The 14,490-nt window shown below is 39.3% G+C and carries 12 protein-coding genes and 1 other RNA gene; 12 read left to right on the forward strand and 1 reads right to left on the reverse strand.

Annotated elements, in window-relative coordinates; all coding sequences use genetic code 11:
- Nucleotides 1–69 precede the first annotated feature (69 nt).
- A complete protein-coding gene (locus LQ203_RS07830) occupies nucleotides 70–666 on the forward strand; it encodes a YppG family protein (RefSeq protein ID WP_230157096.1) in 597 nt (198 codons plus the stop codon).
- Nucleotides 667–735: 69 nt separating this feature from the next.
- On the opposite strand, the gene LQ203_RS07835 is transcribed toward LQ203_RS07830, so the two are convergent.
- Nucleotides 736–1,194 carry an Hsp20/alpha crystallin family protein gene (locus LQ203_RS07835; protein WP_230157019.1) on the reverse strand — a complete coding sequence of 153 codons (459 nt, stop codon included), beginning with the start codon at nucleotides 1,192–1,194 and terminating at the stop codon, nucleotides 736–738.
- A gap of 139 nt (nucleotides 1,195–1,333) precedes the next feature.
- On the opposite strand from LQ203_RS07835, the gene LQ203_RS07840 reads away from it, so the two are divergent.
- From LQ203_RS07840 to LQ203_RS07890, 11 genes are all read left to right on the forward strand, one after another.
- Nucleotides 1,334–2,092 (forward strand): alpha/beta hydrolase, encoded by a 759-nt coding sequence (locus LQ203_RS07840; protein ID WP_230157020.1) that lies wholly within the window; start codon nucleotides 1,334–1,336, stop codon nucleotides 2,090–2,092.
- Nucleotides 2,093–2,218: 126 nt separating this feature from the next.
- Complete coding sequence (locus tag LQ203_RS07845; protein WP_230157021.1) at nucleotides 2,219–4,498, forward strand: DEAD/DEAH box helicase; 2,280 nt, start codon at nucleotides 2,219–2,221, stop codon at nucleotides 4,496–4,498.
- A gap of 32 nt (nucleotides 4,499–4,530) precedes the next feature.
- On the forward strand, nucleotides 4,531–5,799 hold the full coding sequence (locus LQ203_RS07850; RefSeq protein WP_230157022.1) for a ribonuclease H-like domain-containing protein: 1,269 nt from the start codon (nucleotides 4,531–4,533) through the stop codon (nucleotides 5,797–5,799).
- Between the two features lie 454 nt (nucleotides 5,800–6,253).
- Entirely contained in the window at nucleotides 6,254–6,763 is a 510-nt protein-coding gene (locus LQ203_RS07855) for a CotD family spore coat protein (protein ID WP_230157023.1), read from the forward strand.
- A gap of 66 nt (nucleotides 6,764–6,829) precedes the next feature.
- Entirely contained in the window at nucleotides 6,830–7,378 is a 549-nt protein-coding gene (locus LQ203_RS07860) for a DUF1273 domain-containing protein (protein ID WP_230157024.1), read from the forward strand.
- A gap of 200 nt (nucleotides 7,379–7,578) precedes the next feature.
- Nucleotides 7,579–7,890 (forward strand): cell division regulator GpsB, encoded by a 312-nt coding sequence (gene gpsB, locus LQ203_RS07865; RefSeq protein ID WP_230157025.1) that lies wholly within the window; start codon nucleotides 7,579–7,581, stop codon nucleotides 7,888–7,890.
- Nucleotides 7,891–7,970: 80 nt separating this feature from the next.
- An RNA gene (gene rnpB, locus LQ203_RS07870) (RNase P RNA component class B) lies at nucleotides 7,971–8,360 on the forward strand.
- Between the two features lie 650 nt (nucleotides 8,361–9,010).
- Complete coding sequence (locus LQ203_RS07875) at nucleotides 9,011–10,159, forward strand: class I SAM-dependent RNA methyltransferase (RefSeq protein ID WP_230157026.1); 1,149 nt, start codon at nucleotides 9,011–9,013, stop codon at nucleotides 10,157–10,159.
- A 193-nt stretch (nucleotides 10,160–10,352) separates the two neighbouring features.
- Nucleotides 10,353–10,553: a cold-shock protein gene (locus LQ203_RS07880; protein WP_034307871.1), complete on the forward strand. Its 201-nt coding sequence runs from the start codon at nucleotides 10,353–10,355 to the stop codon at nucleotides 10,551–10,553.
- 204 nt (nucleotides 10,554–10,757) lie between these two features.
- A complete protein-coding gene (locus LQ203_RS07885; protein WP_230157027.1) occupies nucleotides 10,758–12,671 on the forward strand; it encodes an ATP-dependent DNA helicase in 1,914 nt (637 codons plus the stop codon).
- A 126-nt stretch (nucleotides 12,672–12,797) separates the two neighbouring features.
- Nucleotides 12,798–14,315 carry a carboxypeptidase M32 gene (locus tag LQ203_RS07890; protein WP_230157028.1) on the forward strand — a complete coding sequence of 506 codons (1,518 nt, stop codon included), beginning with the start codon at nucleotides 12,798–12,800 and terminating at the stop codon, nucleotides 14,313–14,315.
- The last annotated feature ends 175 nt before the right edge of the window (nucleotides 14,316–14,490 follow it).

The following is a 14,490-nucleotide window of genomic DNA, read 5'->3' on the forward strand; positions in this document are numbered from 1 at the left end:
CACTTTATTTCCTCTTTTTTCATATATTATCAGAACCATGTAATGAAAAAAGAGGAGGGCTCATTGAATATGATGAGATCCGGTTTTAACCAAGTCTCCCCAAATCAAGGACAGTATCCTCAATCAATGCCGGAATATTGGGGAGGGCACCAGCAGCCAATGCCTCAACAGAATAATCAACTTTATGAACCATTTATGTATCCATATCATCCCCAGAATACAGGGGGCTATATGACGCCATATCATGATCCTTATCAGCAGGCGGCCTATCACCCCTTCCAACCAGTTCCGCAGCAGGCGATGCCTGTGGGAACTTTTCCGGGCAACAGTGTAATGCAGCCAATGCCTCAATATCCGCAAATGCAGCCAATGCAGTCCAATCAGCAACCGCAGCCTCAGCCGCAAGCTTTCAGCCCGTTTGATAACCCGTTACAGCCTGCTAAACGACCACCGCAAAGTCAACAGCAGGCATATAATCCTTATCCAAAGCAACAGTTCATGCAAAAACCGCAGCCATCAGGGATCAAATCGGTCATGAATCAATTCAAAACACAGGATGGATCAATGGATATAACGAAGATGATGAATACAGCTGGACAAATGATGAATACAGTTTCTCAAGTGTCTTCGATGGTCAAAGGAGTAGGGGGCTTCTTCAAAGTATAGATGGTGAATAAAGTAAAAGCAGACTTACAAGTGACCCAGCCACTTTATTAAGTCTGCTTTTAAAATTGCTCAATTGATCTCAATTCGATTTCCTTTAATTTTTGGTAGGTGAAGCGTAAGGATGCCATCGCGATGCCGTGCGGTTACTTTTGCTTCATCAATCGGTTTTGGAAAGGAAATGGTTCGTGTTATGTTACCTACAGAAACTTCCTTTTGAAACATTCCTTGAGTCTTAAGTTGTTTGTGTCGCCTATCACGCTTTGCCGTTATCGTTACAGCTTGAGTCAGCACATCAATTGATATTTGGCTGCGTGCAATTCCGGGCAAGGTAGCTTTAAGGATATATTCTGAATTCGTTTCATGAATATCAACCGGAAAGCTACGTTCTTTAGTCGAACTGAAGAAATCGTCTAGAGATTGCAGCATGCCTTTTGGAGGCCTTTCGGAAAACAGTCGATCCATTTTATTAATAAAATGGGTAAAGGGTTCTATTCGGTCCTGATTATTATTTTTTTCAGAAGAGGTCATCTCGGTGCTCCTTCCTAAAAATTCCTTTGCCTATAGGCTATGTGGGGACTGAAGATTTGTGAATGCACGGATGGGTTTTAGATATGGACATATAGGGAATAACGTTATGGAAAGAATAGTATAGGAAATGAGGGATATTATGACTGAAAATAGCAAGCTTTCCTACATAGATAACGGGAAAGGAACTAAAACGTTGTTGTTTATCCATGGATTTTGCGGAAGTCATGAATATTGGAGTGACATCATCGCTAAAGTTAAAGATGAATATCGTGTCGTTGCCGTTGATTTGCGAGGCCATGGTGCAAGTGAGGCAATAGGGGCATCTTTTTCGATTGAAGATATGGCTGCGGATATCGCATCATTCTTGGAAGATAGGGAAATCGATCAGGTTTATATGTTTGGCCATTCGCTCGGAGGGTACATCACCTTGGCGTTCGCAGAAAGGTTTCCTGGGAAATTGTCTGGTTTTTCACTCGTTCATTCAACTGCTTTGCCGGACGATGAAGCAGGTAAGGAAGGTCGATTAAAATCCGTCGAGAAAATTAAAAATGATGGAATTCCTGCTTTCATTGACGGACTTGTACCAAAGCTTTTTGCTAATTCAGATGATCCCCACATTGAACATACAAAGGAAATCGGTTATAAAACAAGTGAAAGTGGTGCAATCGGATCTTTGAATGCCATGAGGAACAGGACTGATAGAAATCATGTACTCAGAGATACGAAGCTTCCGGTTTTATTGGTTGCAGGTGAACAAGATAAGGTAATACCAGCTGAAAAAACCTTTTCTGTTAAAGGAAGTCATATTAAAGAAGTAATCCTTGAAGGAAGCGGCCATATGGGAATGCTGGAAGCTCCAAGCAGACTAGCCGAAGAAATCATTCGCTTTGTCAAATGAATGAACTAAAAAAGACTGAGCAGGAAACGATGTGTCGCCGTTTCCTGCTTTTTTTTTGGGAAAGGAAATAGTTTCCCTTTTGCATAGAACGTTCATTCGGTAGAATAGGAAGTATGAGGTGGTTATATGAAACTGCGAAAAAATTTACAAGAGGTCATCAATGATTTAAAAACCAATGAGGATTTTAATGATAATATCGTACATTGGCAGGTAATTGAAGCAAAAGAGGCAAAACACGTTCCATTTCCCGATCGAATGAATGATAAGATCAAGCAGGCCCTCGAAAAACGAGGGATAACTGGGTTGTATACCCATCAGGCAACTGCATTTGATGCAGCTGTGAGTGGCAATAGCCTTGTAGCAGTCACTCCAACGGCCTCTGGTAAAACATTATGCTATAATTTGCCGGTCCTTCAAAAAATACTTGAAGATGAAAAAACAAGAGCGCTATATATTTTTCCGACAAAAGCGCTGAGTTATGATCAAAAAAGCGAATTGAACGAAATGATTCATGAAATGGATGCAGCGATAAATAGTTATACATATGATGGGGACACACCTTCCAACATCCGGCAAAAAATTCGCCAAGCTGGGCATATCGTGATCACCAATCCAGATATGCTTCATTCCGGAATCTTGCCGCATCACACAAAATGGGTCTCTTTATTTGAAAACTTGAAGTATGTGATCATCGATGAACTCCATATTTACCGCGGTGTTTTCGGAAGTCATACGGCAAACGTCATAAGAAGGTTAAAGAGGATCTGCAAGTTTTATGGAAGCGACCCTGTGTTCGTCTGTACTTCTGCTACGATCAATAACCCAAAAGAGCTGGCTATGGAGCTAACGGAAAAAGAAATGGTCCTTGTCGATAATAACGGGGCACCGAGTGGAAAAAAACATTTTGTGTTTTACAATCCGCCAATTGTCAACAAACCGTTAAACATTCGAAGGAGTGCCGTTTTGGAGGTCAGGAAGCTTGCAAATCAATTTTTGAAAAATAAAATTCAAACGATCGTTTTTGCTCGAAGCAGGGTTCGTGTAGAAATTCTATTGACCTATTTACAGGAACTTGTGTCAAAGCAATTGGGGCCGAAATCGATCAGAGGTTATCGTGGAGGCTATTTGCCAACACAGCGTAGAGAAATTGAGCAGGGCCTAAGGGATGGCTCCATTTATGGTGTTATATCTACGAATGCGCTTGAGTTAGGGGTCGATATTGGCCAGCTCCAGGTTTGCATCATGACAGGTTATCCTGGATCGATATCGAGTGCCTGGCAACAGGCCGGCCGCGCAGGTAGAAGGCATGGAGAAGCCCTTATCATCATGGTCGGCAGTTCTAGTGCCCTTGATCAGTATATCGTACAGCACCCTGATTATTTCTTTACCAGGAATCCAGAAACGGCAAGAATCAATCCTGATAATCTTTTGATCATGGTTGATCATGTAAAATGTGCCGCATATGAGCTGCCGTTTAAAAAAGGCGATACCTTCGGAAAAACAGAGATTATGGACGTTCTGGAATTTCTTACGGAAGAAAGGGTTTTGCACCAAAATGGGGACAAATGGCATTGGATGAACGATGCATTTCCCGCAAGCAATATCAGTCTTCGTTCTGCGGCACAGGAAAATGTCGTGATCATTGACCAAACCAATGCCCCGAATAATCGGGTAATTGGAGAGATGGATACGTTCAGTGCAATGACCCTTCTACACGATGAAGCCATTTATTTGCATCAGGGAATACAATTTCAAGTGGAAGAACTGGATTGGGAAGAAAAGAAAGCATTCGTACGTGAGGTCAATGTGGACTATTATACGGATGCAAACCTAGCTGTTCAGTTGTCTGTATTGGAAGTGGATAAACAGCGCACTTTCGCTTCCACAACAGCTGCTTTTGGCGATGTCGCCATCCGGGCGATGCCTACGATATTCAAAAAAATCAAATTTGAAACGCATGAAAATATTGGATCAGGGCCAATCAGTCTGCCAGAAGTGGAACTACATACGAGTTCGGCCATGCTTTCCATGGAGCCTGATATATTTGAATGGGACGAAAATCGGATCGAGCAAGGAATGATTGGTGCTTCCCATGCGCTTAATTACATGATTCCGCTATATGTCATGTGCGATCCACATGATATCCATGTTTATCCTCAGGTTAAGGCCGCGCATAATGAAAAACCAACCATTTTTATCTATGATAGTTATCCAGGAGGCATTGGGTTAAGTGATAAAGTATATGAAAACTCTGAGATCATTCTACTTGAAACCATATCAATGATCGAAAATTGTTCTTGTGATAACGGCTGTCCTTCCTGTATAGGAACGGAATCCGCTACGAAAACGGCCAAGAGTGACGCAAAACAGTTATTGGGTCAATTTTGTCAGGAAAAACGATCATAGGGAGCGGGAATTAGGGAAGAGAGGTGTAGTTTATGTCATTAAAAAATAAATTGAACCGTATGAAAACGCATATGAACCTAGAGAAAGTGGATCATCCTTCTCCGGTGGAGGAAAATATCGGGATTGTGAATGAAGATATTCCTTTTCTTGAAAAATGGCTGGAGAACGATACCGTACCCTATCATTTCGATGATGACTATTGTTTCATTAGGGAGGTCCGCTATCCTTTAAATCATAAACATGGATTATATGCCTTTTCTGAATTGAAAAAAATCGTAAACGAATGGAATCAAACTTCATTGGAGCATCCCCTTTCCGCTAGAGGTGTGAATAGTGAGGACCTTTTTTTCTTCGATACGGAAACAACAGGGCTTGGCGGTGGTGCAGGTAATACCATTTTTTTACTTGGTTATGCCTATTTAGAAGGCGAAGAAGTGGTCGTGAAACAACATATCCTGCCCCAGCCCGGCAGTGAAATACCGCTTTACCAAAGCTTTCTGGAAAAAATTAATTACGAAACGCTTGTCACATATAATGGTAAGTCTTTTGATTGGCCTCAGCTAAAAACAAGACATACCTTGATAAAAGAACATGTTCCAAAACTCCCGGAATTCGGACATTTCGATTTGTATCATGCTTCAAGAAGGCTTTGGAGAAACAAATTGGAACGTGTGAAATTATCTGTAGTCGAAACAGACATTCTCGAAGTACATAGAGAGGATGATATTCCTGGATATTTGGCACCGATGATTTATTTTGATTTTGTTGAGAGAAAGAACCCGGAAATTTTGTTTGGAATCATGAAACATAATGAATTGGATATTTTATCACTGATCTCTTTGTATATTCATTTGTCCCGGAAAATTCTCCAAATCGATGGTTATACGGAAGATTCCATGGAAATTGCACGGTGGCTTGCATATCTAGGGAAAAAAGAGGAATCGGTTGAGACATATGAAAAAATATTGACAGCAGGAAATGAGGAAGATCGAATCATTGCTGGCCATGCTTTAGCCTTTCAGAAAAAGAAGGAAAAACAATTCAATGAAGCGCTGGAAATTTGGAAGGAAGTTGCCGTAAAAGGGAATGTACAATTACGGATACAGGCACAGATTGAATGTGCAAAATTATATGAACATCAATTTAAGGACGTCGCCTTTGCTCTAAAATGTTCTTTAATCGCGCATCAAGAGATGATAAGGGAAGAAAGTGGCCTGATTCCGGGGAAAAAACAATTGGAATTGGAAAAGAGGATCCGACGGCTTGAAAAGAAAGAGTTATCTAAGGATATTTTTGTATAAGATAAGGGATTTCGAATGGTCTTTTAGTGCGAAAGGCAAAAAAAAAAAAATGTAGATACAAATATTGTAGCCTTCAACTATTATGTGTAAAATGGAAAGAGTTGAGGGTGAAATTTTCAAGCATTCATTTCATTCCTTTCCAGTATAAATTTAAGGTGAAAGCGGAGCGGAGAAATGTATAAAACGACTTTATTTCTATTTTTTGTAGTACTTTGTTTAACGATTGTTTTATTTACATCATTAAAAGACAGTTTATATTCCTTTTTATAGAAAATTACCCTCAGTGCATTTGAAGGGTTTACCAAATATAATTTAGTGTACTTATTGACTGACATAAATGGTTTTATACTTATTCTGTATAAATAGGTCATTTCATCAGTACACGTCTCCCGTTTTTTTCATAGTCTGTAATGGTAAGACTAAACTTATCATGATGAAAGGGGACGTATTATATATGTATTTTCGTAATTGTGGAGGAAATAACCCCAATGTAATGGGAGCATCCAACAATGTAATGGGAGCATACGGTAATGCACCAGGAGTAATGGGAGCATCAACCGGTAAACACCACAATAATGTAATGGGAGCGTCAACCGGTAAACACCACAATAATGTAATGGGAGCGTATACTGGTCAAATGCCAACGGCTGTGTCTCCAGCGCAATATGGTCAAATGCCAACGGCTGTGTCTCCAGCGCAATATGGTCCAACACAAACATCTCCATCTCAAGTTGCCCCAGCGCAAGTTTCTCCAACACAGCAATTTGTCAATACGAATGTATCGAACACAGTGATTCCTGTCGTTCATCCATCACATACTACAAATGTGAATAAACAAGTGAACACATTTAAGCATTTCTTCCCGCATACTCAATCCGTGGTGAATGAGTGCTATAATCAACACTTGATTTGTGGAAGGCCGCCGCAAAACCCATGCTGTCCGCCTAGACATTTCGGATATTAAAAAATAAGGGCTTATCAAGCCCTTATTTTCTTACATAATTATGTTAAAAGGGAGATTGGCCAAGTAATGAAGGTTTTGTATATGACGGGCTACAAGGCTTTTGAATTCGGGATATTCAAAAATGACCATGAAGCTGTAAAATATATTAAGAAAGCGATGAAGCAACGTCTTTTACCATTGGTGGAAGATGAACTGGAATGGGTGATTATATCAGGCCAATTGGGTACGGAATTATGGGGTGCCGAAGTGGTGTTTGAATTGAAGGAAGAATATAATCAGCTTAAATTAGGGGTGCTTACTCCATTTCTGAATCAGGAAGAGTCATGGAACGAGACGAACCAAGATTATTACCGGTCCATATTGGCTCGTGCCGATTTTGTAGAGTCCATTTTCAATAAGCCATACGAAGGGCCACAACAACTAAAAACCAAAAATAAATATATGGTCCATAAAAGTGATGCCATGCTCATCATTTTTGAAGCCGAAAAAGAAGGATCAGCCAAATATCCATATTACGAAGCGATGAAAAAAGCGGAAACACAACCATATCCCATCTTTCAGATTAACTTTGATGACCTGCAAATGGCTGCTGAAGAAAGCAGCTGGTCCGAATGACAGATAGAAAATAATTATCGATTAAAAGTTGTTTCCAAAGCATATTCATATTATGATGAAATTTAGATAGAGATTCATGGGAGTACATAGCGGCACTGAAACAATAAGCATAAAAAAAGTGTTTCGTTGACAAACCCAAGTAGATTTGAAAAAATAATAAAAAGTCGATTGTATTGGCGAAAGTATTGAGGTGAAGTCTTATGCTATCCGATAAGATAAAATTAACGGCTAAAGATATTCTTGAAAAAGATTTTAAAACAGCCATGCGAGGTTATAAACCAGAAGATGTGGATCAATTCCTGGATCTTATCATGAAAGATTATGAAGTGTTTCATCAGGAGATTGAAGATCTTAAACAAGAAAATCTTAAATTGAAAAAACAGGCCGAAGAGAGTACAAAGCGTCCAAGTCAACCTGCTCCCGGTGCCACTCCGGGAACAACTAACTTTGACATCCTTAAACGATTATCCAACTTGGAGAAGCACGTTTTTGGAAACAAGCTGTTTGACTAAGGTGTTGCTTTTAAAAAGGGAAAATGATTTTGGTATTGTGTTTTCATGAAGAATGAAGTATAATCAATAATGTTATGTTAACGTTTGGGTAATTGCTGCTGCATTTTTTGCAGTAGAGGAAAGTCCATGCTCGCACGGACTGAGATGTCCGTAGTGTTCGTGCCTGGCGAAAAAATAAGCTTGGGCAGCAGTCTTTGATTGCTGACGGCTGGGAAAATGCCTAAGTCCTTTTGGATATGGCATGAATACCTATAAAAGTGCCACAGTGACGTAGCCTTTACAGAAATGTAAGGGGTGGAACGAGGTAAACCCCACGAGCGAGAAACCCAAATTAATGGTAGGGGCGCTTTCTTCCTTGGAAATGAACGAGGAGAAGGACAGAAGCTATGCTTCTGTAGATAGATGATTACCACCGAAGTACGAGACGCGAGTCGCTTGCAGTACTGAGGAACAAAACATGGCTTACAAAACGTTATCATATTCTACCAAAAGCACAACTCTCCTTTTAAAAGGAGAGTTTTTGTTTGTGAAAAAATGAAAAAAGTGGGGCATTCCAAATCATTTATCGTTTTCTAAAACCCTGCTGTGTTACACTAAGGACTTGATGAGATTTAAATCCCATTCGGATGATTTCTAATTCAAAGTGTAAGGGCAGAATTTTCATGTCAACCATTACATTTTAAAAAAAACGTGAGAATGTTAAGCAATTCCTTCATTCTGGGTATCCTATAAATGTTGGAGGGATTGAATGTCTGGATATGAAAGCATGACCTCAAATGTTACAGTTAATGAATGGGAAGCGTGTTTTAAAGGTATACATAATGAGCTGTGAATAACTGTTTTGGATATTTCACTCCTAAACCTTCGCAGCGTTTGGATACATAGAAAAATGAGTAAAGTTTATTTAGACTGTTGGATGACCCGGTTTTAAAAAAATGCAATCATTACAGGCCTAAGACATTTAGACAGGAATCAATGAAGAATTCTAAGCAAAAGTAAATGGAAGGTAGACTTTTTAAAAGAAGGGGTTTACTTGTCAAAAATCGATACCTATTTCTAATATGTGTGAATTAGAGAAGGTGCAATTGATTTGGATTAATGGGAAGAAGGTGCAAGACTAATGAAACAATTCGATATTATCGCAACATCCGCAATGGGATTGGAATCGATCGTTGCGAAGGAAGTTAGGGATCTTGGTTACGATTGTGAAGTTGAAAATGGTAAAATCATGTATAAAGGTGACCAATCTGCCATTGCTCGCTCTAATTTATGGCTGCGGAGTGCAGATAGGGTGAAAATTAAAGTAGGTGAATTTAAAGCATATTCTTTTGATGAGCTGTTTGAAAAGACTAAGGCCTTGAATTGGGAAGATTACTTATCGGCTGATGTCGAGTTCCCTGTAAGTGGTAAGTCGGTTAAGTCACAGCTTTACAGTGTCCCTGACTGTCAGGCTATCGTGAAAAAGGCAATTGTTGATAGATTGAAAAGCAAATATAAACAAGTATCTTGGTTTGCTGAGACGGGTCCGTTGTTTAAAATTGAAGTATCCATCTTAAAAGATGTAGTGACACTTACGATGGACACTTCAGGTGCAGGTTTACATAAACGAGGATATCGTACAGGGCAGGGAGAAGCGCCACTAAAAGAGACATTGGCGGCGGCTTTGATTATGCTGACCAATTGGAAACCTGATAAACCTTTCATAGATCCATTTTGTGGGTCTGGAACGATCCCTATCGAAGCTGCCTTAATCGGGCAGAACATTGCACCTGGCTTTAACAGGGAATTTGTTTCCGAAACGTGGTCATGGATGGACAGTAAGGTTTGGGATGAAGCGAGGATTGAAGCTGAAGATTTAGCTGATTATGATCAGTATTTGGACATAACCGGTTGTGACATTGACCATCGAATGGTTGATATATCCAAAGCAAATGGTATTGAAGCAGGTCTCGGTGATCTGATTGAATTCAAACAAATGCAGGTGAGGGATATCTCGACTAGGAAAGAATATGGCGTCATTGTCGGCAATCCGCCTTATGGAGAACGTCTTGGGGAGCAAAAAGCGGTAGAACAGATGTATAGAGAAATGGGCCAAGCCTTTAAGAAGCTTGATACTTGGTCTGTATACATGATTACCTCCAACCCTGACTTTGAACAGCATTACGGTAAGCCCGCAACGAAAAAAAGGAAGCTGTTCAATGGTTTCATCCGTGCTGACCTTTATCAGTATTGGGGAAAAAGGCCGCCGAGACAGCCCAGAGGTGAATGAGTAGGTAGAATATAACGGAAAATTATGAATAGTCAGGACATTTTATTCATAATAGGTTCCAGTCTTGCTTATCATTTCCTTTTCTGTTATTCTAATAATGAATTATTTTTGTTCAGATTTAAGGAATACCTTAATATTCAATGAGCAAGGATAGTAATATAATGTGTGGCGAACACACTAGGAGGCAACAAAAATGGAACAAGGTAAAGTAAAATGGTTTAACGCAGAAAAAGGTTTTGGATTCATCGAACGTGAAGGCGGAGATGACGTATTCGTACATTTCTCAGCAATCCAAGGCGAAGGTTTCAAAACACTTGAAGAAGGCCAAGATGTTACATTTGATGTAGAACAAGGTCAACGTGGACCACAAGCATCAAACGTAAACAAAGCTTAATTCAACCCTATATTATTTACAGACAGGCTCTCTTGTGGAGCCTGTCTTTTATTTTACGGATTTGAACAAGCAACATACATAGAATATCTGGTAGAATGGAAAATACCTTGACTATTAAAGTGAAATAAAGGATAATATACTTTTGCCTAGATATATTTTGATACGGATTCGATATACTGATGATAGATAAAAGGGGAGACCATGATGCTTAAAACACTGCCTTTTTCGGTAACAAAGGAAGATTCTTTTTATGATAAGCTTTCAGAATGGATCGGAGATGTCTTTTACGATATTCTTCCCGAAAAAGGATTTGAACTGCGTGACGAACAAATCTTTATGGCTTTTCAGTTAGAAAAAGCCTTTAAAGAAAAGAATGTAAGCTTTGCTGAAGCTGGTGTAGGGACCGGTAAGACGTTGGTTTATTTACTATATGCGATTTGTTATGCGAGATATACGAATAAACCGGCCATTATTTCGTGTGCAGATGAAACGCTGATTGAACAGCTTGTAAAAGAAGAAGGCGACATTCAAAAAATTAAGAATGCATTAGGTATTGAAGTGGATGTTCGTCTTGCCAAATATCACGATCAATATGTATGTCTTAAGAAGCTGGAACACGCAGTGAATCATGAAGATTCTGAGGGAATAGATCAGCTCTATGATGAACTTCCGAAGTTCGTTCATGATAATTCATCGATGAATGCCTATACTGCATATGGTGACCGTAAACAGTATCCATATTTGAATGATGAAGACTGGTCTAAAGTGGGCTGGGATCAGCTTCAAAACTGCTTTACTTGTGATAAACGACATCGTTGTGGACAAACCCTATCACGGGACCACTATCGGAAATCAAGCGATTTGATCATTTGTTCACATGACTTCTTCATGGAGCATGTATGGACTAAAGAAAAACGTAAGCGTGAAGGGCAATTACCGTTATTGCCTGAACATAGCTGCGTTGTCTTTGATGAAGGTCATCTATTGGAATTTGCTGCTCAAAAAGCGTTAACCTATAAAGTGGGTGAACAAACTCTTGCTTCTGTTTTAGAGTTGCTTACAGCCAATCAGGTTCGTGAAGAAACGTTATATATCATTGAAGACCTAATTGATATTAATGAAGAGTTTTTTGATTTATTGGACGAAAAAGCCATACATGTCAGCGGATCTAATCGCTATGAAATCCCGATGTCCAAACAAATAACAAGCTTTGCACAAAAGCTTCATAAAAAGGTTGAAGAGTTAGAGGAGAACCTTGTTTTCGAAGCGGAAATGTACACGATCAATGACTACGATTTAAAGGTGACGGAAGAATATTTAGAACAGCTCGGGTACTCTCTTTCACTATTTGTGAAGGATGAACAGGCCGTTTCCTGGTTTGAAGAAAATGAAATGACCAAAACATTGGTCATTATGCCAAGGCTTGTACAAGACATTTTGTCTGAACAGGTATTCTCTAAAAAAATCCCTTACATTTTTTCATCGGCAACATTATCGGATAATAAATCTTTCCAGTACATTGCGGATAGCTTAGGGATAGAAAAGTATGACAGCTTCTCTGTTGAATCACCATTTGACTATGATGAAGTCATGAAAATGAACATGCCGGTCTTTGAAAATGGAGACCAATTGGCAAAACTTCAATATACAATGAAGACAATTGAGGAAAATGAAGGTCGAACGCTTGTGTTATTCCAATCAAAAGAGGAATTGCATTGGTTCAAAGAAAACTGCCCAATATCATCCTATCCCTTTTATTTTGAAGGAGAAGCGGAAATCAGCGAGCTTGTTAAGAAGTTTCAAGAAGATGAGCAATCTGTACTTTTCTCCTATCATTTATGGGAAGGGCTTGATGTCCCAGGACCTTCATTACAAAATGTAGTGATACACTCCCTTCCATTCCCACCACGTGATCCGGTGTTCGAGGCGAAACGTAACTCGGTTACCAATGCATTTGAAGAAGTGGATCTTCCATACATGCTCCTTCGTTTGCGTCAGGGAATAGGGCGTTTGATAAGAACAAGCAATGATTCGGGAACCGTACAGATTTTGATAGAAAAGGATCTTTCGGAACAGGTCAAAGAGAAGATTGTTACCATTCTCCCTGTAACGCTTTAATACATTTAATTTGTGAGCCAAGGGAAATCTTCCCTTGGCTCTTATTTAATTTATTATATGGGGTAGTTCTGAAGTGAAAGATTTTTGTATAATATGGTAAAGTGAAGTTTGGAAGGAGCAGTGAATATGAATAAAAAGGGTACAGATTTGATAGAAAAAGAATTTAAAGAGTATGTCAAGAAAATCTCTGCTTATAATGAAGCTCTCGCTTTAATTTTTTGGGATTTGCGTACAGGTTCACCGAAAAAGGGCGTTGAACAACGTTCAGAAGTAATCGGGGTGCTTTCCTCTGAAGTATTTAATATGATCACAAGTAAGGAAATGGAATCTTTCATTACAGAACTTACAATGAAGGAAGCTTCTCTTAGTGAAACGACGAATATGATGGTTCAAGAGTGTAAAAAAGAATTCGAAAGGAATAAGAAAATCCCTGCTGACGAATTTAAAGAATTCGTCATTTTACAATCCCGCTCTGAAAGTGCATGGGAAGAGGCAAGGGAAAAAGCGGATTTTTCATTATTTCAACCGTATCTAGAGCAGGTTGTTGCTTATACCCGTAAGTTCGTAGAGTATTGGGGGTACGAAGGTCAGAAATATAATACCCTTCTAGATATGTATGAACCAGGCATGACGGTAGAGATACTCGATAAGGTATTCAGTGAACTGAGGGCGAGTATAGTTCCTCTGGTAAAACAAATTGCTAATAGCGAACACAAACCTGAAACAGCGTTCCTTTATAATAAATTCCCAAAAGAAAAACAACATCAACTCAATCTTGAGGTTTTAAATCAACTAGGATACGATTTCAAGGCTGGCAGGCTGGATGAAACAGTTCACCCATTTGCAACTGGAATAAATAGGGGCGATGTCCGTGTCACGACCCGTTATGATGAAAATGATTTTAGAGGGGCAATCTTTGGTACGATTCATGAATGCGGACATGCCATTTATGAGCAGAATATCGCTGAGGAATTAACCGGAACACTACTAGATGATGGGACATCGATGGGAATCCATGAATCACAATCATTGTTTTTTGAAAATTTCATCGGTCGGAACTATAGCTTCTGGAAAAATAAATTCAACCTTTTAAAAGAAAATGCTCCCGAACAATTCAATGATGTGACTTTGGATGAGTTTTACCGGGGCATTAACGAATCAAAACCATCGTTCATCCGTATAGAAGCAGATGAACTTACTTATCCTTTACATATTATGATTCGGTATGAACTGGAAAAGGCCCTCTTTAATGGAGAACTTGAAGTGAAGGATTTACCGGAAGTCTGGAATGCAAAATATAAGGAGTATTTGGGGATAGTACCAGAAAATGACGCTTTGGGTGTATTACAAGATGTACACTGGGCAGATGGCAGCTTTGGTTATTTCCCTTCTTACGCATTGGGATATATGTATGCAGCGCAAATCAAGCAGTCGATGCTTAAAGATTTGCCTGATTTTGATGGACTGCTGGAATCCGGTGATATTGCTCCAATCAGGAAATGGCTAAATGAAAAGATCCATAAATACGGAAAAACAAAAAAGCCTTTAGAGATTTTGAAAGAAACAACAGGGGAAGGCTTGAATGTTCAATACTTAATCGCATATCTTGAAAATAAATATAAGGAAGTTTATAAAATCAAATAAATCAAAGAAGGAAGCCTCGGCAAAATTGTCGGGGCTCCTTCTGCTTTAGAAAGCTAAACATTTTTTGTCCTTTAGGATCCTAAGAGCACAGTTTTTCATCATTGTTTTTTCGACTCTCTTTAGATAATTCTCCTACTAGTGATAGTGAAATTCGTTTCTTTAAACTGGTGAAATA

This window comes from Peribacillus sp. Bi96 (genome assembly GCF_918698115.1).
Taxonomy (GTDB): domain Bacteria; phylum Bacillota; class Bacilli; order Bacillales; family DSM-1321; genus Peribacillus.